Source organism: Luteibacter sp. 1214 (assembly GCF_031455395.1).
GTDB classification, from domain to species: Bacteria; Pseudomonadota; Gammaproteobacteria; order Xanthomonadales; family Rhodanobacteraceae; genus Luteibacter; species Luteibacter mycovicinus.
In genome coordinates, this window is sequence record NZ_JAVDSQ010000003.1 from 310980 (window position 1) to 335903 (window position 24924).

Annotated in this window: 34 protein-coding genes; 32 read left to right on the top strand and 2 right to left on the bottom strand. The window is 65.3% G+C overall.

Annotation, left to right across the window (positions count from 1 at the left end):
* The first annotated feature begins 2 nt into the window (after positions 1–2).
* The 20 genes from J2X57_RS09810 to J2X57_RS09905 all read left to right on the top strand — a co-directional run bounded on the left by J2X57_RS09810 (position 3) and on the right by J2X57_RS09905 (position 15040).
* Positions 3–551 (top strand): phage holin family protein, encoded by a 549-nt coding sequence (locus J2X57_RS09810; RefSeq protein WP_309866443.1) that lies wholly within the window; start codon positions 3–5, stop codon positions 549–551.
* The gene (locus tag J2X57_RS09815; RefSeq protein WP_309866445.1) at positions 548–1117 is read left to right on the top strand and encodes a glycosyl hydrolase 108 family protein; all 570 of its coding nucleotides are present in this window, start codon (positions 548–550) and stop codon (positions 1115–1117) included. The genes J2X57_RS09810 and J2X57_RS09815 overlap by 4 nt, the downstream gene beginning before the upstream one ends.
* Positions 1114–1611, top strand: coding sequence for a hypothetical protein (locus J2X57_RS09820; RefSeq protein ID WP_309866448.1), 498 nt, complete (start codon positions 1114–1116; stop codon positions 1609–1611). The genes J2X57_RS09815 and J2X57_RS09820 overlap by 4 nt, the downstream gene beginning before the upstream one ends.
* The gene (locus J2X57_RS09825; protein WP_309866451.1) at positions 1608–2036 is read left to right on the top strand and encodes a phage tail protein; all 429 of its coding nucleotides are present in this window, start codon (positions 1608–1610) and stop codon (positions 2034–2036) included. The genes J2X57_RS09820 and J2X57_RS09825 overlap by 4 nt, the downstream gene beginning before the upstream one ends.
* Positions 2018–2488, top strand: a complete 471-nt coding sequence (locus J2X57_RS09830; RefSeq protein ID WP_309866453.1) for a phage virion morphogenesis protein — start codon at positions 2018–2020, stop codon at positions 2486–2488. The genes J2X57_RS09825 and J2X57_RS09830 overlap by 19 nt, the downstream gene beginning before the upstream one ends.
* A 74-nt stretch (positions 2489–2562) precedes the next feature.
* Positions 2563–3153 carry a phage baseplate assembly protein V gene (locus tag J2X57_RS09835; RefSeq protein ID WP_309866456.1) on the top strand — a complete coding sequence of 197 codons (591 nt, stop codon included), beginning with the start codon at positions 2563–2565 and terminating at the stop codon, positions 3151–3153.
* A complete protein-coding gene (locus tag J2X57_RS09840) occupies positions 3150–3506 on the top strand; it encodes a GPW/gp25 family protein (protein WP_309866459.1) in 357 nt (118 codons plus the stop codon). Before J2X57_RS09835 ends, J2X57_RS09840 begins: the two co-directional genes overlap by 4 nt.
* A complete protein-coding gene (locus J2X57_RS09845) occupies positions 3503–4390 on the top strand; it encodes a baseplate J/gp47 family protein (protein WP_309866461.1) in 888 nt (295 codons plus the stop codon). The genes J2X57_RS09840 and J2X57_RS09845 overlap by 4 nt, the downstream gene beginning before the upstream one ends.
* Complete coding sequence (locus J2X57_RS09850; protein ID WP_309866464.1) at positions 4371–4925, top strand: phage tail protein I; 555 nt, start codon at positions 4371–4373, stop codon at positions 4923–4925. Before J2X57_RS09845 ends, J2X57_RS09850 begins: the two co-directional genes overlap by 20 nt.
* A gap of 5 nt (positions 4926–4930) precedes the next feature.
* Positions 4931–6865 (top strand): hypothetical protein, encoded by a 1935-nt coding sequence (locus tag J2X57_RS09855; RefSeq protein WP_309866467.1) that lies wholly within the window; start codon positions 4931–4933, stop codon positions 6863–6865.
* Entirely contained in the window at positions 6862–7230 is a 369-nt protein-coding gene (locus J2X57_RS09860; protein WP_309866470.1) for a hypothetical protein, read from the top strand. The genes J2X57_RS09855 and J2X57_RS09860 overlap by 4 nt, the downstream gene beginning before the upstream one ends.
* Before the next feature lie 5 nt (positions 7231–7235).
* A complete protein-coding gene (locus J2X57_RS09865) occupies positions 7236–7889 on the top strand; it encodes a hypothetical protein (RefSeq protein ID WP_309866473.1) in 654 nt (217 codons plus the stop codon).
* A 25-nt stretch (positions 7890–7914) separates the two neighbouring features.
* A complete protein-coding gene (locus tag J2X57_RS09870; RefSeq protein WP_309866476.1) occupies positions 7915–9087 on the top strand; it encodes a phage tail sheath subtilisin-like domain-containing protein in 1173 nt (390 codons plus the stop codon).
* A gap of 56 nt (positions 9088–9143) precedes the next feature.
* A complete protein-coding gene (locus J2X57_RS09875; protein WP_309866479.1) occupies positions 9144–9662 on the top strand; it encodes a phage major tail tube protein in 519 nt (172 codons plus the stop codon).
* Positions 9663–9749: 87 nt separating this feature from the next.
* A complete protein-coding gene (locus J2X57_RS09880) occupies positions 9750–10046 on the top strand; it encodes a phage tail assembly protein (protein WP_036129232.1) in 297 nt (98 codons plus the stop codon).
* 8 nt (positions 10047–10054) lie between these two features.
* Complete coding sequence (locus J2X57_RS09885) at positions 10055–10174, top strand: GpE family phage tail protein (RefSeq protein ID WP_081908603.1); 120 nt, start codon at positions 10055–10057, stop codon at positions 10172–10174.
* Between the two features lies 1 nt (position 10175).
* Positions 10176–13019, top strand: coding sequence for a hypothetical protein (locus J2X57_RS09890; RefSeq protein WP_309866484.1), 2844 nt, complete (start codon positions 10176–10178; stop codon positions 13017–13019).
* A gap of 2 nt (positions 13020–13021) precedes the next feature.
* Positions 13022–13447, top strand: coding sequence for a phage tail protein (locus tag J2X57_RS09895; RefSeq protein ID WP_309866487.1), 426 nt, complete (start codon positions 13022–13024; stop codon positions 13445–13447).
* Positions 13447–14508 (top strand): contractile injection system protein, VgrG/Pvc8 family, encoded by a 1062-nt coding sequence (locus J2X57_RS09900; RefSeq protein ID WP_309866490.1) that lies wholly within the window; start codon positions 13447–13449, stop codon positions 14506–14508. The genes J2X57_RS09895 and J2X57_RS09900 overlap by 1 nt, the downstream gene beginning before the upstream one ends.
* 97 nt (positions 14509–14605) lie before the next feature.
* On the top strand, positions 14606–15040 hold the full coding sequence (locus tag J2X57_RS09905) for a hypothetical protein (RefSeq protein ID WP_309866493.1): 435 nt from the start codon (positions 14606–14608) through the stop codon (positions 15038–15040).
* 64 nt (positions 15041–15104) lie between these two features.
* Here the strand turns inward: J2X57_RS09905 and J2X57_RS09910 are convergent, their stop codons facing one another.
* Both J2X57_RS09910 and J2X57_RS09915 read right to left on the bottom strand, forming a co-directional pair.
* On the bottom strand, positions 15105–16739 hold the full coding sequence (locus J2X57_RS09910; protein ID WP_309866496.1) for an MASE1 domain-containing protein: 1635 nt from the start codon (positions 16737–16739) through the stop codon (positions 15105–15107).
* Between the two features lie 49 nt (positions 16740–16788).
* A complete protein-coding gene (locus tag J2X57_RS09915; RefSeq protein ID WP_309866500.1) occupies positions 16789–17592 on the bottom strand; it encodes a LexA family transcriptional regulator in 804 nt (267 codons plus the stop codon).
* On the opposite strand from J2X57_RS09915, the gene J2X57_RS09920 reads away from it, so the two are divergent.
* From J2X57_RS09920 to J2X57_RS09975, 12 genes are all read left to right on the top strand, one after another.
* A complete protein-coding gene (locus tag J2X57_RS09920) occupies positions 17591–17809 on the top strand; it encodes a hypothetical protein (RefSeq protein ID WP_309866503.1) in 219 nt (72 codons plus the stop codon). The two genes, J2X57_RS09915 and J2X57_RS09920, sit on opposite strands and share 2 nt — an antisense overlap.
* Before the next feature lie 3 nt (positions 17810–17812).
* On the top strand, positions 17813–18148 hold the full coding sequence (locus tag J2X57_RS09925) for an ogr/Delta-like zinc finger family protein (RefSeq protein ID WP_309866506.1): 336 nt from the start codon (positions 17813–17815) through the stop codon (positions 18146–18148).
* A 29-nt stretch (positions 18149–18177) separates the two neighbouring features.
* Positions 18178–18579 (top strand): hypothetical protein, encoded by a 402-nt coding sequence (locus tag J2X57_RS09930; protein WP_309866509.1) that lies wholly within the window; start codon positions 18178–18180, stop codon positions 18577–18579.
* Positions 18580–18671: 92 nt separating this feature from the next.
* Entirely contained in the window at positions 18672–19277 is a 606-nt protein-coding gene (locus J2X57_RS09935; protein ID WP_309866512.1) for a hypothetical protein, read from the top strand.
* A 375-nt stretch (positions 19278–19652) separates the two neighbouring features.
* Positions 19653–19880 carry a hypothetical protein gene (locus J2X57_RS09940; RefSeq protein ID WP_309866515.1) on the top strand — a complete coding sequence of 76 codons (228 nt, stop codon included), beginning with the start codon at positions 19653–19655 and terminating at the stop codon, positions 19878–19880.
* Positions 19877–20179 (top strand): hypothetical protein, encoded by a 303-nt coding sequence (locus J2X57_RS09945; RefSeq protein ID WP_309866518.1) that lies wholly within the window; start codon positions 19877–19879, stop codon positions 20177–20179. Before J2X57_RS09940 ends, J2X57_RS09945 begins: the two co-directional genes overlap by 4 nt.
* Positions 20179–20442: a hypothetical protein gene (locus tag J2X57_RS09950; protein WP_309866521.1), complete on the top strand. Its 264-nt coding sequence runs from the start codon at positions 20179–20181 to the stop codon at positions 20440–20442. The genes J2X57_RS09945 and J2X57_RS09950 overlap by 1 nt, the downstream gene beginning before the upstream one ends.
* Complete coding sequence (locus J2X57_RS09955; protein WP_309866524.1) at positions 20439–20762, top strand: hypothetical protein; 324 nt, start codon at positions 20439–20441, stop codon at positions 20760–20762. Before J2X57_RS09950 ends, J2X57_RS09955 begins: the two co-directional genes overlap by 4 nt.
* A complete protein-coding gene (locus tag J2X57_RS09960) occupies positions 20759–21028 on the top strand; it encodes a hypothetical protein (RefSeq protein WP_309866528.1) in 270 nt (89 codons plus the stop codon). Before J2X57_RS09955 ends, J2X57_RS09960 begins: the two co-directional genes overlap by 4 nt.
* The gene (locus J2X57_RS09965) at positions 21025–23724 is read left to right on the top strand and encodes a toprim domain-containing protein (protein WP_309866531.1); all 2700 of its coding nucleotides are present in this window, start codon (positions 21025–21027) and stop codon (positions 23722–23724) included. Before J2X57_RS09960 ends, J2X57_RS09965 begins: the two co-directional genes overlap by 4 nt.
* A gap of 86 nt (positions 23725–23810) precedes the next feature.
* Positions 23811–24002 carry a hypothetical protein gene (locus J2X57_RS09970; RefSeq protein ID WP_309866534.1) on the top strand — a complete coding sequence of 64 codons (192 nt, stop codon included), beginning with the start codon at positions 23811–23813 and terminating at the stop codon, positions 24000–24002.
* A gap of 7 nt (positions 24003–24009) precedes the next feature.
* On the top strand, positions 24010–24924 hold the full coding sequence (locus tag J2X57_RS09975) for a recombination-associated protein RdgC (protein WP_309866537.1): 915 nt from the start codon (positions 24010–24012) through the stop codon (positions 24922–24924).

The window sequence follows — 24924 nt, forward strand, 5'->3', positions numbered from 1 at the left end:
CCATGGATATCCTGATCCTCCTGGCCGCTTTCGCCCTGGCCGCCACCTTCACCCTGTTCTGGAACCTCGGCCTCTTCGCCGGTCGCTCGCCTCCCTGGCGCACACTGTGGGTCGGTGTGGCATCGCTCGGCTACGTCGGCGCGCAGTGCCTTGTCGCCGCGGGAAGCACATACCAGAACGCGATTCTGGAGACCCTGGCGGCGGCGTGGATGCACCTTCGGGGTGTCAGCGTCTGGTCGATCGTCATGCTGCTATCCGCGCTCTTTGCTACGGGGCGACTGCTTACCTTTCGCCGCGGCGACTCTCGGCATCGGCAGGCGTATGCCTGGCTGTCGTGGCTCCTGGTCCTTGCCCTGTCCGCTACCTCGGCCAAGCTCATGTTCGGCATCAAGCCGCCCCCGGGGCCGGTCGAAAGCCTCGCGGTCGCGTGGTTTGCCTGGCGGATGCATCGGCACAAGGGCAACCTCGCCCACTACGCCCGTGAGGTGCTCGCCTCGATCGCCCTTGCCCTGATGGGCCTCTCGCGCCTGATCCATGGGCGGCTGCCGTGATCGACCTGGCCGAGCAGCGCATCGCACGCATCATCGACGGCGTGCTTGTCGCGGAAGGCGGCGGCACGTACACCAATAATCCGACCGACCGCGGCGGGCCGACGCGTTACGGCATCACCGAGCGGACGGCCCGCCTGGCCGGCTACACCGGCCCCATGCAGGCATTACCGGAAGCGACCGCACGAGCGATCTACCGGCAGCAGTACGTCACCGTGCCCGGCTTCGACCAGATCGTCGCCATCGATCCCGACATCGGCGCGTTGCTGGTGGATATCGGCGTCAACATGGGCCCGGCGCGCGCGGCGAACTTCCTGCAGCGTTGGTTGAACGGCTTCAACGTCGGCGGCACGCGCTACGCGCTTCTCAAAGTGGACGGGAACGCCGGCGCCGTCACACGCGACGCGCTGCGCGCCTTCCTGCGCTGGCGTGGCCCGCTCGGGGCCGCGGCACTTCTGCGCGCCATCAAGGGCGTCAGGGACACCGCTTACCTTGCGCTGGCCGAGTCGGACCCCGCGCAGCGCCAGTTCCTATACGGCTGGATCAATCGTGGAGCGCCCGCGGCATGAAGACCCTGACCATTGCCCTTGCCGCACTGCTCGCCGGTTGCTGCGCACTGATGTGGTGGCAGCATCACGACAACACATCGCTGTCGGCCCAGCTCGCCGCCGCGTCGACGGCCGCGATCGCGGCGGACTTCGAGGCCTCCGCCGCGCGTGCCGATGTGGTGCGCATCACCGCCTTTGTCGATCGCGTGCGCGTCGTGCACGACACCACCGCCACCCTTCGCCAGGAGATTCCCCGCTATGTCACGCCGACTGCTGATCGCCGTTACCTGCTCCCTGATGGCTTTGTCTGGCTGCACGACGCCGCGGCCGCTGGTGTGCCCGAGGTGGACGCCACCGGAGATCCTGATGCGGCCAGCGAAGCCGTTGCAGCCTCTCAAGCCCTCGACATCATCGTCGGCAACTACGGCAGCTGCCACGAAACGGCCGAGCAGTTGAGCGCCCTGCAGGACTGGGTACGCGGCCACGTCGATCCTGACATGGCGCCCGCGCGATGAAGAAGATGCAGCGGTTCCGCGAAGCGCTCCTGGCGTCGTGGCCCGACCTTGCCACCAACCCGGAAAACGTGGCGATCTTCGCCGAGCGCGGCCGCGTGGTATCCGGCGGATCGCCCGGGCGCGGGTTTGCGTACCACTACCAGCTGACCGCGGTCATCCAGGACTTCGCCGGCGACGTGGACCGGGTAGCCGATGCGGCCCTCCAATGGATCCGCGCCGAGATGCCCGGTCTGCTGGCCAACCCGGAGCTCGCCGAGAAAGCCCTTCGCTTCGAGGTCGAAATGATCACGAGCGAGCTGGTGGACCTCAAGCTCGAGCTCGACGTACAGGAAGCGATCGCCGTCGACGCCGCCGGCACGATCACCCACCCGCCAGAGCCACCTGATGACCTGATGGAGAATGTCCTGTGGCAAACGGCGACCTGAACCAGCTGGAGCTTTGGGCAGCCTCGCTGCTCGCCAAGCTGTCGGCCTCCGGGCGCAAGGCGCTCACCCGTCTGATCGGCCGCGACCTGCGCCAGTCGCAGGCGCAACGCATCGCGGCGCAGAAGGAACCCGACGGAACGCCTTACACGGCGCGGAAGGCGCGGTCGAAAAATCTGCGTGGCAAGCGGGGCTCGATCCGCCGCGGCAAGACCACCATGTTCGCGAAGATTCGCACCGCGCGCTGGCTCAAGATCAACGCAGATATCAACGGCGTCGAAGTCGGCTTTGGCGGTCGCGCCGCGCGCATCGCCCGTGTCCACCAGGAAGGCCTCGAAGACAAGCCCTCTTCGGGTGCGCGCGAGGTCCGCTACGCACGCCGCCAGCTGCTAGGCTTCTCGTCGGCCGACCGCGAAATGGTGCGCAACCATATCCTCGACCACTTCAAGTCCTGATCCGTTGTTCTAAAACACCGCTTTAGAACACGCGCCGCGTGCGTGGGCAAATGCCATTGGCGAAGCTGCCGGGCATGTCCTCCGACCTCGCCCGCACCCAGGCCAACCTCATCCGGTACGGTACGGTTCAATCCGTGACCATCAAGCCCGCACGCGTGCGCGTGCAGGTCGGAGGACTCCTTACTGCGCCGCTGCCGTGGCTCGCGCCGCGCGCCGGCAAATCCCTTCGCCACTGGTCTCCCCCAGCCGTTGGCGAGCAGGTGCTGGTTCTCTCCCCCTTCGGTGACCCGGCCAGCGGCGTAGCCCTCTGCGGCATCTTCTCCGACGCATTTCCCGCGCCCGAGGGCGCCACGGCGGACAACGTCGTCATGGCTTTCGGCGACGGCGCCGTGCTGCTGTACGACCAGGTGAAGCACCTGCTCCAGGGCGTGCTACCCGGCGGCGGCCGCGTCGAAGTCACCGCGCCTGGCGGTTTCCTCTTCACCGGCGACGCGACGCTGGACGGCAACCTTGCGGTGACGAAGAACGTCAGCGTCGACGGCGACGTGCATTCGAAGCAGACCGTCACAGGCGACACGGACGTTATCGCGGCCGGTATCAGCGGCAAGGGCCACAAGCATCCCGGCGTGCAGGCCGGTGGCTCCACCACGGCGCCGCCGCAATGACGGGTATGGACCACTTCACCGGCGAGGACACCGCCGAGTACGAAGACGTGCGCCAGTCGATCAACGATATCGTCTGGACCCTGATCGGCACGCGCATCGCACGGCGTGATTACGGCTCATGGGCACCGGCGATGATCGACGCGCCGGCCAACGCCGCCAACCGCACGCTGTTCTATTCCGCCGTCGCCACGGCGCTTCGCCGCTGGGAACCGCGCATCGCCGTCAAGCGCGTCGCGCTGGTCGCCGCTGACGCGTTCCAGGGCGCGTTCGAGCTGGTCATCGATTCGGTGCTGACCGACTCCGGCGCCGCGCAGAGCTTTCGCCTGGCGATCGCTAAGGGCGCGAACGCATGACCGACGCCATCCAGCTTAGCAAGCTGCCGCCGCCGGACGTGGTGGAGAGCCTGGACTTCGAGGCCATCTACGCCATCGCCAAGGCGAAGTTCAAGGAGCTCAAGCCCGACTTCAACATCGACCTCGAATCCTCCACGCCGGCGAAGGTGCTCCAGGTGGTCGCCTACATGGCGATGAACCTGCGTCAGCACGTCAACGACGCCTCCCGGGCGAACATGCTGGGCCAGGCAAAGAAAGGCGACCTGGACAACCTATGCGCGCTCCTGGGCGTCAAGCGCCTGGTCATTACGCCCGCAGATCCCGAGCACGGCATCCCCGATCCGGTGATGGAGGAAGACGATGACTTACGCGAACGCGCAACGCTCGCGCCGGCATCGTTTTCCGTCGCCGGTCCCGAGGCCGCATACGAATTCCATGCGCGCAGTGCGTCAGGCGACGTGCTTGATGCCAGCGCGACCAGCCCACAGCCGGGCTATGTGGTCGTGTCGGTGCTTTCCCGGACCGGCGACGGCACGGCAAGCGTCGCCTTGCTCAACACCGTCAATGCCGCGGTGAGCGCCGAAAACGTGCGCCCGCTGACCGATTTCACAACCACGCAGTCCGCAGAAATCGTGCCTTTTGCCGTGGCGGCTCGACTGTGGTCGTTCGCCGGCCCGGATCCTGCCGTGGCGCTCGCCGCGGCCGAGGCCAACCTCGATGCCTACCTCGCCGCTTCGCGCCGACTGGGCCGCGATATCACCCTTTCGGCGCTGTATGCCGCCCTGCAAGTGCCCGGCATCCAGAACGTCATCATCGATTCGCCGGCAGCCACCATCGTGGTCTCGGATACGCAGGCCGCGTATTGCACCGGCAAGCAGCTGACCTATGAGGGCATCGGTGAATAGCCTCCTGCCCGCCAACGCGACCGAGCTCGAGCGCGCCCTCGAACAGGTGGGGCTCTCACTGCTCGATTTGCCGGTGGCCATCGACACCTTGTGGAACCCGGACACCATCTCGGCCGACCTGCTGCCGTGGCTCGCCTGGTCGCTTTCGGTGGACTCGTGGAAGCCCTACTGGTCCGAGGTCGTCAAGCGCAACCGGGTCAAGAGCGCGATCGACATTGCACGCCGCAAGGGCACGGCTAAGGCGGTACGCGATGTCGTGGAATCGTTCGGTGGCCACGTCGAAATCACCGAGTGGTGGCAGACCACGCCGATGGGCGTGCCGCACACCTTCTCGCTGATCCTCACCGTCCCGACCCAAGGCGGCCAGCAGGCGTCGGCCGAGTTCGTGGACGACATCATCGCCGAGGTCAGGCGTGCCAAGCCTGCGCGTTCGCATTTCACCTTTACCCAGGGCATGCAGGCCATGGGCGGCGTCGGCCTGATCGCCGCCGCGCGTCCGCTGTCCTATCGCCGCCTTTCGTTCAACGGAGTCTAGTCCTGATGGCCGCCCTCGTGCTGACAATCACCGCGGCCGGTCGCGCTGCCCTGCGTAACGCCGCCGGCAACGGCACCAACGCCGTGCTGGTGGCCACCGCCGGCATCACGTCGACCGCGTTCGCCCCGGGCAGCCCGCTACCCGACGAAATCAAACGCATCGCCACCATTGCCGGCGGCGCCACCGCCGCCGATACCATGCACGTCACCATCAGCGACACCACGGACGGCGCCTCGTACAGCGTGCGTGGCTTCGGCATCTACCTGACCGACGGCACGCTGTTCGCCTCGTACGGCCAGGCGGACGTGATCGTCCAGAAGTCGGCTCAGGCGGCCATGCTGCTGGCCGTCGACGTGCAGTTCGCCGACGTCAACGCGACGCAGATCATCTTCGGCGACGCCAATTTCAGTAATCCGCAAGCCACCACCGAGCGCCTGGGCGTAAGCGAGCTGGCCACCGACGACGAAACCGTCGTCGGCGCCGACAGCACGCGCACCGTGACACCGAAGAGTCTCTTGGCCGCGCTCAACGCGCGTCTTGGCCTGGGCGCCCCGACTGACTTTGTGAAGTCGCTGCTGACGATTGCCAAGGTCGACGCCTTCCGGCTGGCCTTGGGCCTCAAGGCGGCCGCCACCTTCGATACCGGGAGCGGGAACGGCCTTGACGCCGACCTGCTCGACGGCAAGGAAGGCGCGTACTACCGATCGTACGCCAACCTCACCGGCGTGCCTGCGGCGTTCCCGCCCGCGCCCCATCCCCACGACGCGGCCGACATCACCACGGGCATCCTGCCGCTCGTCCGTGGCGGCACGGGCCTGGGCGCCGTGGCGGCGGGGAGCTTCCTGACCGGTCCCGCCAAAGCAGGCGATCCGCTCGTGCCGCGCACCGCGGCCCAGGTGCTCGCCGATATCGGCGCGGCGGCCAAAGTGCATTCGCACGCAATGACCGACGTGATCGGCCTGAACGATGCGCTGGATGGCAAAGCGGCGAAAGTGCACACGCACGTTATCGGCGACGTCACCAATCTTCAATCGACGCTCGACACGAAAGCGCCTATTGCCAACCCCACCTTCACCGGCCTGGTGCAGAACACCGCTGGATCGCTCTCGCAGTCCGCTAACTCTGGGCTTGCCACGTGGCGCACTGCCGTAAGTGACAGTAACTCCGATGCATTGCGCACCGTTGCATGGCGGACGTCGAGCCCCACAAACGGATGGGACTCGGTTTTTTGGCGAATGGAGCGCCTTGTGGATTCGTCCTCGCAGGCGTGGCTTGACTTCGGCGCGAGCACTAACAGCGTCGGCTTCTTGATGCGCTTTGGCTACGGCGGCAGCTCGTTTGGATACGTCGATATCGGTACCAACTGGTTCTTCCAGACCCCGACAAATCATGTAGGCGCAGCCGCGTTCTACGCGGCGGACAACACCTTTACCAACGGGGCACCGTTTCGTTTCACGGGCATGGGTACGAACGGTGCCATGTATTGGCACGGCTACAACGGATCCGGCGACGACTTGTGCAGCATTCAGCGCCAGAACGCGAACAGCTCCTACGTGCTCAACTGGAACGGCCTCATCAATGTAACGCAGTGGTTCAACTACTCCGACCGCCGCCTGAAATTCAACATCAAGCGCAAGGCCGTCACACGCGGCCTGTCCCTGCACATCGCCAAGGGCTATTCATCCTGGCAGATGAAAGCCGATGGCTCGTACGGCGAAGGCGCGATCGCGCAGTGGGTGCAGAAGAAGGCGCCGCACCACGTCGATGAAGCCGAAACGAAATCGAGCAAGAAGGGCGCGCGATCCAAGAAGCGCTTGACCGTCAACAACCTCGGCATGGCCGTGGAAATGGGCGCCGACAACGCGCTCCATATCAAGGAACTGGAGAGCTACATCGCGAAGCTCGCCAAGCGCATCGACACACTGGAGGCCCTCAAATGAATCCCCGCTCTGAAACCATTGCGGAAGGCATCGTCCGCGAAATGATCGCCGAGAACACCTACCTGTTCTACAACCCGGAATCGCAGGCCGCTACGGTGCGTTTTCAGTCGCGCCCGCATCTGTTCCAGAACGAAAAGTGGCTGTCGATCGGCGGCGACTGGTACAACCTGGACAAGACGGTCTACGAGATCGCCCCGCGCAAGTTTGGCGAAGGCCTTGTCGACCCGGTGACCGACGCCGATCTCAGTAACGTATCGGTTGGTGGCATTGTGCTGCTTATCAAAGCCGCGTATGCCGCGCTCTACGACGAAGCCTACGCGATCGTAGCGGCATCCACGCCGGCCGTCTCGGGCAGCGAGGGCTGACCGATATGCCTGGCTACAAGGCTGCTGGCAACGACCTCGAAAACCTGTATGACCCCGACGTTGTCGGCAACGGCTATCTCGCCGCAGGTCTGAAGGTGGGGGGCAACGCCGGCACGAAGTATGCGTCGGCAGCGTATGGCACACCCGGTCCCTACAGCGGTTTCAACGCCGCGGGCGTCGGCGACGTCGGCAAACAGTGGGCGGCCAAGGGAACGGCTGTCTACGCGCTGTCATGCAACGGCCAGACCTTCAACGACAACAACCAGTCGCGTGGCGGAGCCGGGTTCAGGTTCCTGGTCTCCGCGAACGGGACGTGGCAAGTGCAGCGGTGGCGCAGCACCTCCGACATCACGACAGTCGCATCAGGCACCTGGCTCACTGACGGGTCATCCGCATCGCAGTGGTCTTGCAGCTTCGATTACACGCTGCAGAACCAATCGACCGTCGGCAACGCCTCGAACGGCATCGACTGTGACTCGCCCAACAACGGCAATCGCTATGCGATGACGGCAGACCATTACTGCCGCGCCTACGCACAGGCACAGCTGACCGGCACCACCGCCTCATCGAGCGCAACCATCGTCCTGCACCTCTTCAAGGACGGGGTGAAGCGCTCGGACACCACGATCTACACCAACCAGAACGTCAACGGCAACTGACCGCCCCACGAAGCGAGGACCCCTCATGGCCACCGAATACCACCACGGCTCGCGCACCGACGAATCCTCGGCCGCACCGCTCTCCGTCACCACTATCTCCACCGCCGTCATCGGCATGGTGTGCACCGCGTCCGACGCCGATGCGGCCGCGTTCCCGCTGAATCAAGCGGTGCTCATCACCCAGCCGAAGACCGCGCTTGCCAAGGCCGGCGTTGCCGGCACCCTGGCCAAGTCGCTGTCGGCGATCGCGGACCAGGTGACCTGTCCGGTGATCGTGGTGCGCGTGGAGGAAGGCGCCGACGAGGCGGCGACCAGCGCCAAGATCATCGGCGGCGTCGATGCGTCCGGCGCCTACACGGGCATGCAGGCGCTGCTGACGGCCGAAGCCAAGCTGGGTGTGCGCCCGCGCATTCTTGGCGTGCCCGGCCACGACCTGCTCGAGGTGACTACGGCGCTCGTCATCGTGGCGCAAAAGCTCCGCGCCTTCGTCTATGCCAGCTGTGGCGCCTCGGAGAGCGTGGCCAATGCCCTGCTCTACCGCAAGGGTTTCGCCGCCCGCGAGCTGACGCTCATCTGGCCGGATTTCACCTACTTCGACTCGGCGAAGGCCGCGGCCGCCAAGGCCATGACCATTGCCATCGCTCTGGGCCTGCGCGCGCAGATCGACCAGGACATCGGCTTCCACAAGACGCTCTCCAACGTGCCGGTCAACGGCGTCACGGGGATCGACCGGGACGTGTACTTCGCCCTGCAGCAGACCGGTACCGACGCAGACCTGCTGAACGCCCAGGGCATCACCACGCTCATCGGCCGTGAGGGCTTCCGCTTCTGGGGCTCGCGCACGTGCGATTCGGCGACGTATATCTTCGAGTCCTACACCCGCACCGCGCAGGTCCTGGCCGACTCGATGGCCGAGGCCCTGTTCCCGTACATCGACCAGCCGGCCTCGGCGATCCTCATCCGCGAGGTCATCGACGGTTTCAACCGCAAGATTCGCCAGATGGTCCGCGCGGGTCAGCTCCTGGGTGGCAAGGCCTGGTTCGATCCGTCGCTCAATTCGACCGACGACATGAAAAACGGCCGGTTCGCCATCTCCTACGAATACACGCCGGTGCCGCCGTTCGAGCAGGTCACCAACAAGCAGAGCTTCACCGACACCTACTTCGCCACGCTCTCGGCCGCGGTGTCGGTCGGCTGATCCCCCTCGCCGGCAGCTGACCCTGCCGGCACCTTCCTCGCATTGGAGATACACCCATGAGCCTCCCCCAAGTGCTCAAGAACTACAACGTGTTCCAGGACAGCGATAACTGGGCCGGCCTCATCTCGTCGTTCACCCGCCCCAAGCTCACCCGCAAGACCGAGGATGTGAACAACGGCGGTATGGCCGGCCCGGTCGAGATCGACATGGGCCAGGACAAGGTGGAGTGCTCGTTCTCGGGCAATGGCTTCCTGATTTCCGCCCTGCGCGCGTACGCCGCCACCACGGTCGATGCCGTGGGTCTGCGCTTCGTCGGCGCGTACCAGAACGACGCCACCGGTGCATACGCTTCGGTCGAGGTATACGTGCGCGGTCGCTACAAGGAAATCGATCCGGGCGATGCAAAGACCCAGACCGTCGGCGAATTCAAATACATCATGCCGTGCGCGTACTACCGCGAGACCATCAACGGCAAGGTCATGATCGAGTACGACGCGCTGAATAACATCCTCATCGTTGACGGCATCGACGTGCTCGCTGCCCAGCGCGCGGCTATGGGTTCCTGGATCGTCTAAACCGACTCGCTGCCCCGGCAGCGATAGCGCGCCTCCCTACTCCACGGCGCCCGCACCCGGGCGCCACACCTTTCGCAAGGAACACCCATGGAAATCGTGCAGAAGACCGTCACCCTCGAAACCCCGATCGCCCGCGGCGACGGCCAGCTGACCCAGATCATGGTCCGCAAGCCCACTGCCGGCGAGCTGCGTGGCACCTCGCTCATCAACCTGCTCAACATGGACGTGGCCGCCCTGGAAACCGTCCTGCCGCGCATCACCGTGCCCACGCTGACCAAGCCCGAGGTCGCCGCGCTGGATCCGGCCGACCTGGTACAGATCGCCACGGAGGTCTCCGGTTTTTTGTTGACGAAGCAGGCGAAGGACTCATTCCTGACCGCGTAGAGGACGTGATGGCGGATCTCGCCGTCGTCTTCCACTGGGCGCCCCGCGACATGGACAGCATGGGGCCTGCCGAACTCATGGTGTGGCACGAACGCGCCGTCGAACGCAGCGGTGCGAAACAGGAGTGATATGGACCTTAGCCTCAAAGTGCTGCTGTCGATGGTCGAGAAGGTCACCGCGCCGCTGCGATCCATCAGCGGCGAGTCGGGCAAGACGGCCAAGGCGCTCAAGGAAACCCGCGATCGCCTGCGCGAGCTGGAGAAAACGCAAGGCACGGTCAACGCGTTCAAGAACCTCAAACGCGGCACGGCCGAGCTCCAGCGCGAGCTGAAGACGGCGCGCGACAATCTCAAGGCGGTCACGGCGGCTCACAACGCCGCCGTGAACCCGACGAAGAAGCAGACGGCAGCATTGGTTCAGGCCAAGGCCGCGGTGCAAGGTGCGGAACGCGCGTACAGCGCGCACGCGGTGAAACTGCGCGAAGTACACACGCAGATGGCATCGGCCGGGATCAACACGAAGAAGCTGGCCAGCTTCGAGAAGCAGCTGCGCGCCGATATCGAGGGCACCAACGCCGCGCTTACCACGCAGAAAACGAAACTGGGCGCCATCAGCGAGCAGCAGCGCCGGATGGGCGCCGCGCGATCGCAAATGCAGCAGGGACAGGCCACGGGCGCCCATCTGGCCGTCGGCGGTGCCGCGGCACTGGCCACCGGCCAGGGCGTCATCGCGGCCGTACGCCCGACGATCGATGAGGCCAAGGCCTTCCAGGTGCAGGTCTCCCAGCTGCGCGCGCAGGGTATCGGCGATGCCGCCGTGGCGGACGCGGTGAAGTTCGCCCGCGGCATGGACGTGATCGGCTCCAGCGCCACGGACAACCTCAAGCTGGTGAAGGAAGCCAACAGCGTCCTGCGCGACATGCACGAGGCCGAGCAGGTCTCCCCCTACCTTGCCCGCATGAAGTTCGGCATCGAGGCCGTGATGGCACAGGGCGGCCATGGCGAGGGCCATGGGCAGAACGCCGAGACCATGTTCATGGACCTGCTCAAGGTTGCCGAGCTGCGCGGCGCGGCGAAGAACCCGGAAAGCCTGAAACGCGTGCTGGACTTCGCCACGCAGGCGTACGTCGGTTCGGGCGGCCTGGTGAAGCCCGAAGACCTGCTCAACATGATCAAGACCGGCGGTGTCGCGGCCAAGCAGCTGGACGACACTTCGTTCTTCTTCGGCCTGCTGCACACGATGCAGGAAATGGGCGGTCACCGCGCCGGTACCGGTCTGGCCACCGGCTACCAGAACTGGGCCGCGGGCCGCTCCACCCAGCAGTCGGCCGAAGAGCTCTACAAGCTCGGCCTGTTGAAAAAGGATTCGGTGCTCTACGGCACCACGGGCCACGTGAAGAAGGTTTTGCCCGACGCGCTCAAGGAAGGCGAGCTCTACCGCAGCAACCCGTTCGAATACCTGATGACGCGCGTCATCCCCAAGATCAATCCGCACGGCGCGCTGTCCGACCAGCAGGTCGTCAGCAAGATCAATGCGCTCTTCTCCGGCCGCAAGGGTGGTGACCTGTTCGCCTCGCTGTATCTGGAGCGGGCCAACATCGCCAAGCACCTGGCGGCCGTGCCCAAGGCCTACGGCGTCAATGCACTGTACGACGAAGCACGCGGCACCGCCGGCGGGATGGAAATCGACCTCGAGGCGAAGAAGCGGGATCTCTACCGCGAGCTCGGCACGCAGGTGCTGCCCATGTACGTGGCCGGCCTGAGCAAGCTCGTGGCCATCGTGCGGGGCCTGAACCGGTTCGCCGAGGCCCACCCGCGCATCGCCAAGGCCTTTACCGTCACCGCCGGCGGCTTTGGCGTGCTGATGACCGCCGCCGGCGGACTGATGATCGCCCTGGGCGGTTTGCTCAGTCAGCTGGCCATGCTTCGCTTCGCCTTCAAGGCTGCCGGCATCCGCCTGGCGCTCTCCCGCATCCTGGGTGGCGCGGCCGCGGCTACGGAGTCCGGCGCCGCGGCCGCCTCCACGGCCACAGGCGGGGCGGCACAAGCCGGACTGCTGTCGCGGGTGGGTGTTGCCGCGCGCGGCGTGCTGATGGGCATCGCGGGCGCCTCGATGACGACCGTCGCCACTGTCGGCGGTCTGATCGTCGTCGTGGCAGCCGTGGCGCTGGCCATCCGTAAATACTGGGGTCCGATTACCGCCTGGTTCGAAGGCGTCGGCCAGGGTATCGCTCAAGGCGTGTCGCCGGCGCTGGCCAGCGTCAAGGTCGCCCTCGCACCGCTGGCGGATGCGTTCGGCGTGCTGGCCGGCTGGCTGCAATCGGCCTGGCAGTGGTTTACCCAGCTGATCCAGCCCGTGCAGGCCACGACGCAGCAGCTGGACGCCGCGCGCGCCAATGGCGCGGGTTTCGGCCAGGTCATCGGCGCCGTGATGGGTGGTGTCATTCAGGCGATCACCTTCGGCGTCCGCCTCTTCGTCCTGCTGGGCCAGGCGATCGGTACCGCCGCGGGCTTCGTGGTCACCAGCTGGGGGCCGGTGCGGGATTTCTTCGCCGGCCTGTGGTCGTCCGTGCGCGATGCCGCGGCCGCGGCGCTGGGCTGGATCGAATCGAAGATCCAGGCGGTGCGTGGCGTGATCGAGCGGCTGTATGCGATGTGGCAGAAGATCAACGGTGGATCCACCACGAGCCCGGAGCCGCTCCAGTGGATCATGCCCGGAGACAGCGATCGCGCGCGGCAGATCACCGATGCGATCGCCCGCAACCCAGTCGGCAGCGCCGGCGCCGTCGGCGGCAACATCGTCAAACCCCAGGCGATCCCGACGCGCGGCAATGGCGGCGACACCTACCAGGTGCACGTCGACGCGCGCGGCCTGTCTCGCGAAGAAACCACGCGCGCCATGAACGACGCGTTCGCCAATGAACGCCGGAAACGCGCCGCCGAGTCGCGCTCCAGTTACCACGACAAGGATTGACCATGTACATGCTTGCACTGGGGCCCTTCCCGTTCGGCACCTCCACGGCCGGCTACGACAAGCTGCAACGCTCCATGCAGTTCAAGCACGCGGCGGCGGTGCGTGTCGGCGACCGCGACGCCTACCAGAAGCTCGGGCCCGGCGAGGAACAGATCAACCTTGCCGGCATCGTCGCGCCGAGCGTCACCGGCACGCTGGCCTCGATCACACGCCTGGAGGACATGGGTCGCGGCGGCGAGGCGTACCTGCTCGTGGATGGCGCCGGCTACGTCTACGGCACCTACCACATCGACAGCCTCCAGACGACGCAGCGCGGCCATTTCGCCGACGGTACGCCGCGCCTGGTCGAGTTCTCCCTGACGCTCACGCGCGACGACAGCATGCCCGCGAACGAGAAGCCCGAAACCAGCCAGCAGGCGGCGAAGTAATGGCCGACGCCAATGCGCTCACCCGGGCGAACTACCGCGTCACCATCGACGGTACCGACCTCACCGACCGCCTGCGCCCGCGGCTGTCCGAGCTCACCATCACGACCAGCCGCGCCGGCCATGCCGACCAGCTGGACCTCTCGTTCGATGCCACCGACGGGCGCCTGGCGCTGCCCAGGACCGGCGTCACGGTGGCTGTGATGCTGGGCTTCGACGGCACCGGCGTGCAGCTGCAGGGCACGTACGTGGTTGATGAGATCGAGCACGCTGGCACGCCCGACATGATCACCGTACGTGGTCGCAGCGCGAAGCTGGCCAGCGGTATCAACACCCGCAAGGAACGCAGCTTCTCCAACACGACGATCGGTCACGTGGTGAAGGTGATCGCCGGCGAGAACGGGCTCACGCCTCGCGTGTCTCCGGCGCTGGCCAGCGTCACCGTCGAGCAGATCGACCAGACCGAGAGCGACATCGCCATGCTGCGCCGTCTGGGCGAGATGTGGGATGCCGTGGCGACAGTGAAGAACGGCTATCTGATCTTCGGACCGGTCGGCAAGGCCACCACCGTCAGCGGTACGACGCTTCCGACGCTCACCCTCACCCGCGCGACCGGCGACCGTCACCGCTTTCACCAAGCCAAGCGTGATGCATACACGGGCGTACGCGCGGGCTGGCATGACGTCGACGCCGCACGCGGCAAAACCGCGCTGTCGGGCGAGAAAGGACATATCAAGGTGCTGCGCGGGAAATACGCGAGCCCGGCCGAGGCCAAGCGCGCGGCGGCCGCAGAAATGGCACGCATTAAGAGGGGCGCGGCCACGTTCGAACTGGAGATGGCTGTCGGCCGCCCGGACCTCGTGCCGGAAATGCCCGTGACGCTGCAGGGATGGGGCGACGTCATTGGCGCGTTCGAGTGGATCGTGGCCAAGGCAACCCACCGGCTAACCGGTTCAGGCGGCTACACCACGCACGTCGAGCTGGAGAATAAGGCCGCGGCCAGCGACCACCCGGCGCAGGATGAAGACGACGAAGCAGCCGACGACACCGAGGCCCCGACCTAAACAATTCAAGCGCGTCGGCGTGGCAGACTTCGCCCGCACCCGAGCCAGGAACGACAGTGCCGGCGCACCACGTGTCACTACCAGGAGATGAGAGTTCATGAAATCGATTCACACACTCGCGGCACTGCTATTGCTCGCACCCGTCGCCGCCAGCTGGGCCGCGGAGCCGGTTTGCTGCGCTTCGGGCGACAACGGCAAGCCCAAGGGCCGCGCCGCCGTAGCCAGCTCGAGCGAGCTGGGCAAGACCAGCCCGGCCAGCAGCAACCTGAGCCTGTCGCCGGAGTACCAGGTGTTCGAGTTCACCCGCGAGGGTCTGCGCTACGTCGAGGTCGCCGATGCGGCTGGCGTGCCGCGTGCAGCCTTCACGATCGTCAGTGGCTCGGTACTGGCCCTGCCGGTGGGCACGGATGCGGTACAGCAGGTCGCGATCGCGCCCGCCTGGACGGACGTTGTGTACGACGACGGCACAATCACGGTGGCTCGTCGCGTGGCGAGCGATGGCGCGCTCGTCTGGCAGGTCTTCGTGAAATAGCGCCTGCGCGTCCAAATGAAAAGGGCCCGCATTGCGGGCCCTGTTTTGTGACTACGCATCAGTGTCAGTGCACCGTCGCGACCTCGCGCAGGAGCCGAACGTTCGAGGGCAGCGACACATCCTCAAGAGCCGCCGACGGCGCGGGCGCTTCGTCCAGAACGATGAGGCGCATGCGATAACCACGGGTGTGCACAGAGCCGCCGTATGCGGCGACGCGGTTGCGCAACTGAGCCAGGCGAGCGCGCTGTGACGAGGACCGGCCGGTAACAGCCGGTTCGATCGCGCGAATGGCCATGCTCACCGCACCACGGCCGTCGGCCTTGCGCCCGCAGTGAATCCGTACACTGACCGACGTCGGGTCCAGCGATGCCAGATGATCGATCGCCTCGCCCAGGACACGGTACGCGGCCAGGTTCGTTTCCATGGCCACGGTGAACGGCGAGCCGGTCAGATCAAGGTGAAAGGGCACGGCGCCGAAATGGGCGACAAACGCCTCCGACTCTAACGCGGCAAAAAAACCGAAGCGCTCCAAGGTCAGCGGGTAGATGCTGTCGATGACCTGTCGCTCAAACTGCGATGACTGCGTGTGAGCCATGCCGACCAGGTTCATGGCCGCCTCGGCCTGACCGTGCTTGCGAAGCAAGTTCAACACCGGACGCATGCTTTCGCGCGTTTGGCGCTGCAGGGCCTCCGCGCGGAGAGCCGAATCACGCTGCCGACGCTCCTGCGCCTCGAGGTGCTCGCGGACGAGACGCCTCTCGTCGGCCGCATCCGCAACGATGGAACCCATGGTGACGGACATAGGATGAAGCCGGGCGCCCAGCACGAACAACGACGCGGCTACGAATGCGAAGGCTTCCTGCATCAATAGCGCCGGGCCATCGACCTGACCGGCGTCCTGATGAGGGATCGTCGCGAAGAGCGCCACGTTGGCTGCGATCGAACTGACCGCTGCGCCCTGCCAGCCGTGGCGAAACGTCAGAGCCACTGACGGCAGCAGCATGCACAGGCGAAGCGCCATCAACGCGGTGACGTCATCGGGCGAAGCAACATACACAGCGCTGGCCAGCGCTACGCACACCAGAACGGCGCAGGCCGACTCCACCGCGAAAGGACGCGCGAGGTGCCGTACTGCGATGCATCGTGCGACGACAGGCAGGCCGAGCGCGGCGAGCAGAATGCCCTGCAGGTGACCCAGCGAGTAGACAATGAGGTCGCCGTAGACCATTTCGCCGCCGCCCGCCCGCAGGTAGGCCGACACCGCCTTGTTCGCCACGCTCACCAATTCCGCGGAAAGGATGCCAGCGACGACGAGCGCCACAGCGTCAGTTGCGGAGCTCAGTGTCGGCAACGATGTGGCGCGACGCACCTGGCGGACGATCACCGCCACGATGGGCCACGCCAGGACGGTGCTCGCCGCGTAGTACAACCAACCGTACTCGGCAGCCATGCGGACGCGGAACGTAGACAGCGCCGCCACCTCGCCAACAAAGAGCGCGGGCCACAGCCGGTATGGCATCGCGAGCAGGGTGGCGAAGCGCAACCCGGCCGGCAGATACCATTGGTCGTTCGATGCCTCGCGGAGGCACAGGTACGCTGCCATGTATGCAAAAGCAGCAGCGATATTGATCATGACCTTGGCTGGCCACCCGATGCGTTCGCACCAAGTCCCCCAAGCGTCCCTTGCACGGTCGATCATGGATAGTTTCTGCTTAGATTCCCCAAGCGGAAATATACACCCACGTCCCTCAGATTGCGTCTACGACACGGCCGCCAATCGTGAGGTTCTTATACTCGGGACCGGTGACGTCGCGACGTTGCTCAAGCTCGCTGTCACCGCGCAAGCGGTACTCGTTGTGCCCGATGATGAAGATGCGGCGCACGTTGACACGACCCCACAGCTGCACCACATAGGTCTCGCCATCCACGAGGTCTTCGTGACGCGTGACTGATGTATCGACCAGCAGCACGCTTCCTTGAGGCAGCCGCGGCGCGAGAGCGTCGGTGGGATTGACCATCCAGCGCAGCGCACCGATGTCGGCAACGATCGCGCGACGCCGCACGACGAGTTCAGGGAGCACGAGCTGGTCAGGGCCGCCCGAAGCATCGAAGCCGAGCAGGCGCGGGACAGTGACGTGCCCGCTCGGTACCACGGCGCCGTCGTCCAAGACCGTGGCGGTCGCACCGCGCAGCGGTTCACCCTCGCCGAAGACCAACCAGTCCAGTGATACGCCGCGTTCGACAGCAAGCTCAAGGCAGGCGTCTAGCGGCTTGTAGTCGCGGGCGCGCCAGTTGTTGGTCGATTTCCGACCCAGACCGAGCTTCTCAGCCAGAGCCACGTCGGTGGCCACACCGAAGACCTGCTGCATCCGGTCGATGATGTCGCCGGCGTCCGGCGCCGGCCGCGAGCCGGACTCGACAGGAGCGAAAAAGCCGCTCTTCGAGGAATGTGATCCGCGCATTGAGGAATTTCCACGGGTAACATGTTGCAATCCCTCCCCCTGAGGGATAGCATGGCAGTTGTTAGCCACATTCACATCGTAACCCAGCATGTCCAATTCCTCATCCAGTACGAAACGTTATGCCCCACGCGGCGACAGTAAATTCGTGCGCGTCGCGTTCAGCCTCGATCCGCAGGAGCGGGCCGAAGCGGAGCACCTGGCCGAGGCGGCAGGCATCACCCGTGGCGCGTTGCTGCGTGAAGTCTACCTGTTGGGCATTCCCCTTTACCGCGCACAGCATCCGGCGAACACGCCGAACGAGGCTTGAACGATGACCGCTCGCCGTCAGCGACCCGGACATAGCTGCCCCCATTGCCAATCGCGCGCCACGATCTACTCGTCGCGCCGGTTGAGCCCCTTAGTCACCGAGCAATATGCACAGTGCACGAACCTGGCGTGCGGATGCCAGTTCGTCATGCAGCTGGGGATCGTGCGCATGACGATGCCCAGCGCTACACCAAACGCGGAGATCAACCTTCCGCTCGTCGCGCGCCGCGATAACGACATCCTCATCGCGCCTCGGAAACCGACTCCGCGCAAGGTGAGCCCGCGCATGCCGGCCGTAACCGTCATCGACGGCAAAACCGTGCCCGTCATCTACCGCTGACCGAGACCACAGGGGGTAACGTGTCCACCATGATTCCCGTCGATCCACGCGACGAACGAGTAATCAGCGCCGGCAGGCGCTACGCCGCGCTGCGCTATATCGAGCAGCACGACAACGAGCACCTGGACGAGGACCAGCTCATCACCGCGTGCGCCGCTCACCTCATGGCTGAGCAAAAGGTGGAGTGCACCTATAAGGCGCACGCCTACGCCGTCACGGCCCTTGCAACGTACCAGTCGCGCACGCAGCCGGCGTGGATCGATATCGATTGCTCGACGTCGGACGTCGTGCGTGTGGTCAACCCGGTATCGAACCAGGTGGCCTGTTTTACCGCTGCCGAGCTCATCCGTATTGCCGAGGAGCGCGCCAATACACGCGCCGGTGCCACGCCGCCCGACGAGGGGCGTCGAAGGTGCCACCCCCTCCACTGACGCCTTAGCGGCGTGATCCATCGCTCTGCATCCACCGGCCTTTCGACAGGAGGCCGGAACGGACTCCCCTTGCCTGTCGATCGGAGATTGCCATGCATACCTGCTCATCCAGTAGCGCCCCCGTCGCCCGCGTCGTTGCCCACATGCGCACCCGCCATGGCGGACGCGCCATCATCAAGCATGCCGGCGCGCACTACCTTCCCTGCGCCGCCATTGCCACCGAACTGCACGCGGATCCGGCGTTGCTCATGCAGCGCATGTCTGGACATACCGACGCTTTCGGCATCGCTAACCTGACCGTCGCGCCCTATGAGGTCAACGGAAAGCTTTTCGCATTGAGTGAAAGCGCGGTCGTTGCCGCCATTCCGCTGGATCGCCTCCTGGTGTTCCTGATGACGATCCACGTGTTTCCGCTTTGCGACAGCACTGAGCTCGCCCGCGAGCTCGCCCGCGAGTTCGCCAACGTGGTCCGCAAGGCAATCAGCCTGTACCCCGATGACCCGCGCGGCGTTCCCGCGGCACCGACTTCACCGCCCGACGCGAGCGGCACGCCTGAGAAGCGCGTCCTGATGCTCCAGATCGAACTGGACGGTGGTATCGACCTGCCGCCCAACGAAGTCATCGGCGAGGCGCTCATCAAGACGCTGGGCGCGGTGCTGGGGGCGTCCCAGCCCACCGCGGCGCCGACGCGCCACTGAGCCACCCATCGAACGCACCGGCCTCACACGGGGGCCTGTCATCCCTTCCTGACGATGCCCATCGAAATGTTGATCACATTCTTGACAACCGCCCCACAACGGCGCGATGCTCCATCCATCGCCGCACAATCGGCGATCGGGTTTAGCAGCCTGACAGCACAGAGGCGCGCAAGCGCCCATCGACCGATGCCGGCGCTTTTTTCATGTCCGCATCGTCAGGGCCAGCGCGTACCGCGACACCCCGTTTATGGCGGGCGACGCGGGGGAGCCTTGCGGCTCGCCGGTTTCCTTTGTGCCCGGTCTGCTAACCCCGCGTCGTCCGCCACCCCGTTTAGCAGCGGCGTGGCGGATTCCACAGCACAAAGGAATCCCACCATGAGCGATCGCGAAAGCGACAGCTTGGCCGCGCGTGCTCGCGCCGACGAAGAACTGGCCAATGCCGTTCAGGCCACCTATGCCGCACACACCGGCATCGTCTCCGCCTGGGCCAACGGCACCATCACCCACGCCGATGCCTACGAGTTGCTGCACACGGTGGACGTGCGCCTGGCCGCAGCGTTGTATGACGTGCGCCACGCGCTCGGGCTGGAGGACAAGGCATGACCGCGGACGCCTTGCGCATGCTGCGCCTCGCCTGTGACTTCGCCATGCCGCTGGCCATGGGTCTTAACCTCGGACTCAACGTGCGGGCCGACGACAACGTTATCGTCGCCTCGCTCGACGGCGACCAGATCACCAGTTCCATCGTTACATCGTGCCCTTTGAGCGCCGTCATCTTCCGCCGCTCTCGTGCCACGCAAACGGTGCTTTGGCTCGGCGACACCTCGATCGTGCTGACACCCGCGGAAGCGGCATCCATCGAAGCGTTCCTGCGAAACATCACTGCAGGCGAGGTGGGCTAATGGCGCACGAAATCACCCTGTACCTTGCCGCCGGCGGCATCCTGCACATGCGCGCGGTGCCCAACGGCATCGACGTGACCGCGTTCGACCGGAAGCATCTGCAACAGCGCATTGTGTTCGGCGCCATCGTCGCGGCGGACAGCGTGCGCGTGGTGCACGGCAACTGCTTGATGATGGGCACGAGCAACGCGTTTGTGCCGGTCACCCCGGCCGAGGCCACGTCGATCCTCGCTTTCGTGGCGCTCGCCAAGGTGGTCGCATGAACGCTGCCACGACGCCGAGTGACAGCCTCACGGTCAAGGTTGCCGCAGGCCTGTCCCTGCGTATCTCGTATACGACCCGGCGCGACGCTCTGGTCATCTCGCTATTCAAGGTCCGTCCCCTCCGTCGGGGCATGGTTGTTGGGTACAACACAAACGTCGTCACCTTCGTAGCCGATAAGCAGTCCAAGCCCTACATCCGTTTCGACTACCACGGCGGTCGCGAGTTTGTATTGGATGGCTTTTTCGTTGACCTGCCCGAAGCCAGTGCCAAGAGGATCGCCGCGTTCCTCGGCATTGACCTGCCGGGGGAGGCCCCATGACGAACGACGCCTGCATCATCACCACCAAAGGCGGCCAGGCCTTGGAACTGCGCAACGGTTTCGTGGGCGACTGGGTCGGCATCCTGCTCGGCCGCTTCGCCGCCGATGAAGAACCGTCGCTGATTTTCACGTGCCGTCCGGACCAAGTGTCGATCGGGCCGTGGGAGCCCGACATGGCCGTCCTGCGCGCCGATCGCCTGGCCATCGTGCTCACGGCAGAGAGCGCCCAGCAGGCCGCCGCATACCTGGGGACGCGCACCGCATGAGCGAGATGGACGCGTCGCTCCACCGCGATATCACCGCCCGCCTGGAGCAGGAGTTTGGCTTTAAGGCGCGGCCGGGCTCGAAATGGCTGCAGGAGGGCAAGTGCCCCGCGTGCGGCAAGAAGGAAGTGTGGGCCAGTGCGGAATCGCCCTGGAAGCTGTGGTGCGGCCGCAAGTCGAAGTGCGGCTGGGAAGGCTACGTCAAAGAGCTCTACGACGACCTGTTTCAGTCGTGGTCGGACCGCTATCCGCAAACCCTCGAATCGCCGCAGGCAGCGGCTGACGCGTACCTGGTCAACATGCGCGGGTTCGAAATCGGTCGTCTCAACGGCTGCTACACGCAGGACTACTACCACAACCGTGACTTGGGAATTGGGTCGGCAACGGTGCGCTTCGACCTGCCCGGGCGCGGCTATTGGGAACGGATCATCGACCGGCCGCATCGCTTCGGCAAGCAGAAAGCGCATTTCCAGTACGGCAAGTCCTACCGCGGGTATGCCTGGGTTCCGCCGGCCGCGCTCATCGACGTGCTGCAGGCGGCCGAAATCTGGATCACCGAGGGCATTTTCGACGCCATCGCCCTGTGCCTCAACGGCATCGCAGCCATCTCCGCCATTTCGAACCACAACTACCCGCGCCACACGCTCGCGCAGCTGTTCCCGGAGGGTGCAAAGCGGCCCAAGCTGGTGTGGGCACCCGACGGCGACCGCGGCGGCCGCGAGTATCTGGACGAGCACCTGCGCTTGTCGCATGCAGACGGCTGGCACGCCACAGCCGCGATCATTCCGCAGCTGCCCGGCGCCAAGAAGGTCGACTGGAACGACGCTCACCAGCGCGGGCGGCTCACCGACACGCACATCACGGACTACCGGCATGAGGGTCGTATCGCCGTCGCGCCCACGGCGATGGATAAGGCGTGCCGCATGTACAAGCGCGACCCGCAGAACACGTTCCCGCTCGACTTCGGCGATTGCGTTTACTGGTTCGAACTGAACGAGCAGCGCCTGGAAAAGGCAAAGCAGGCGTTCCGCGACAAGGAGGCCGAAGAGGATAGCGACGACGACGTACCGGAGGATGTGCTCAAGCAGGCATGCACGGTCGCCAAAATTGCGACGTGCTTGCCCGAGCCGTTGTACTTCCAGCGCAGCGCGATCACGGACGACTCACAGTACTTCTTCAACATCAAAATGGCGCGCAAGCGCCCGGTCAAATCGGCCTTCACCGCCGAGCAGGTCGCCACGCCGGCGCAGTTCGACATTCGACTGCTGTCGCTGCTGTCAGGCGCCCGCTGGAAGGGCAGCAAGGAAAAGCTGTCGCGCACGTTCGATGACCGCCTGGAGCGACTGAAAGAGGTCGACACCATCGACTTCATCGGGTACACCCGCGAGTTCCGTGCCTACGTGTTCGGCAATGTCGCGATTCGCGATGGTCGCGTGTTCGAGGTCAACGACGAGGAATATTTCGAGCTCGACAAGAAGACCAACGTCAAAACCACCAGCAGCGTCCCGCACACGATCAGTCTGGACGCCAACAGCTTCAATCAAGACTGGCCTCGCCTGGTGCGCGACGTGTATGGCGGCAAAGGGCTGGTCGCCTTGGCGTTCTGGTTCGGCTCGCTGTACGCCGAGCAGGTACGCGCCTCGCAGGAAAGCTTTCCGTTCTTCGAAATGGTCGGCGAGGCCGGATCCGGCAAAACCTCGCTGGTGACCTTCCTTAACCGCCTCACGGGGCGCCCGACGTACGAAGGCTTCGACCCGTCCAAGTCGACGGCCGCTGGCCGTGCACGCACCTTCGTGCAGGTCGCCAATCTGCCTGTTGTGCTGATGGAAGGCGACCGCGGCGATGAAGGCGCCAAGGCACTCAAGTTCGACTACAACGAACTGAAATCGCTCTACAACGGTCGCTCCACTCGCACGACGGGCGTCAAGAACGCCGGCAACGAAACGCATGAGCCGCCGTTCCGCGGGTCGATCGTCATCGAGCAGAACCGTCCGGTGAAGGCCGACGATGCGGTCATGCAGCGCATCTGCCACGTCTTTATGACCCGAGAGGGGCACACGCCCGATGGCAAGAAAAAGTCTGACCAGCTGAATGCTATGGGCGCGGACGTTTTGAGCTACTTCGTCGTCGCCGCGGCCAAAGCCGAAGCACAAGTGCTAGAGCGCTTTGAAGCTCGCATGCCCGTTTACGAAGCCGAGCTCATGGCGATCGAGCAAGTGAAGTCGATCCGCCTGGCCAAGAACCACGGCCAGCTGATGGCGATGGCCGAAGCGATGGAAATCGTCGTTCCGGCCATGGCCGAGTTTCGCGAAGAAACCTACGCGCAGATCAAACGAATGATCGTTGAGCGTGAAGCGGTGATCGGATCGGACCACCCCATCGTGCGCAACTTCTGGGACCGCTTCTACGAGCTCAACGGCACCAATGCCCTGATGCCGTATCTCAACCACAGCGCGGACAAAGGCCAGATCGCCGTAAACCTCAACGAGTGGCTGGAGCGTGCCGGCGAGCGATGGCGCGACTTGCCCACGCTGAGCGAGCTCCACGAGCACCTGCCCACCAGCAAGGTTCACAAGTTCGTGGAAGCCAACAGGAGCGTCTACAGCCCAATCCGCGCGAAGGGCGAGACAACGGCCACCGAAGGCAAGAAATCCTCAAACGTCCGCTGCTGGATTTTTAAGAAGCCCAGCACCGAATGAGTCGGGCGACCGACATCACCGCGGGGCCCGGGGGAGTGCTCGTAACACTCCCCACGCGCCGCCGCCCTACCCACCCAGGAGTACCCATGAAAGAGCAGATCGGCATGGCGGCAACGCTCGAACCCCGCCGCAAGTCTACGGCAACCGGCCACCTGGCCGCAGGGCTGGCCATCCCTCGACCCACGCAAGACCCGTCCGTCCTGGTCGGCTTCATCGCCGGCGTGATCCTCACCAGCGTGGTCTTCCTTGCTGCCGCGCCCTACATCGTCCACCGCTGAGGCCACCATGTTTCCCAGAAATCTGACTGCTTTCCGCTTCGGCGCTCCGCCTCGCGCGCATGTGCGTGAGATCCTCGAGGCGCTGGCCAACTACCGGGTGCGCGAACCGGGTCCGATGGAGTTCGCCGCCAGCGGCTTCGTCTCGCCCTACGGCCGCACCGACGACCGCCTGGGCATCTGCCACGAAAACGTGCTGGGCTTCGTTTATCAGGTGCGCGCGCGGGACTTGAAGGCCAGCGCCCTGAACGAGGAAATCGCAAAGCGCGTGGAGAAGATTGCCCAGGACGAAGGGCGCAATGTCGGCGGCCGCGAACGTAAAGCGATTCGCGAGGACGTGCTGAACGAGCTCCTGCCGCGGGCCATGGTCACGGTGAGCAACACGACCGGCTGGATCGACCTGGACAACGGCTGGGTGGTGGTCGACACCCGCACCCGCCGGCGTGCGGAAGACGTGTTGTCTGAATTGCGCTCCGCGCTGGGCTCGTTCCCCGCCGTGCGACTGTCCCCGGAAGAAAGCCCGCGGCTGCTCATGACGCACTGGCTGAACACGCTCGAGCTTCCCCAAGGCATCACCCTGGGCGACGAGGCCGAACTGCGCGATCCGGCGACGGCGGCCGGTGCCCTGGTGCGCGTGCGCCGGCAGGACCTGGACACCGACGAAATCCGCGAGCACCTGCGCTGCGGCAAACAGTGCTTCGCCGTCGGCCTGACGGTGGACGACCGCATGAGCCTGGTGCTTTCCGAAGACCTCTCGATGCGATCGGTGCGTGCCACGGACGTCGTCCTTGACCAGGCCATCACCGAGCACGAGTCGGTCGACGCCGAAATCGACAGCAGGTTCGCCCTTGCCGTCCTCGAGGTGCGCGCCCTGTTCGATCGCCTGTCCACCCTCTTCCGCATCCCGCGCCCGGAGGTCGTCTGA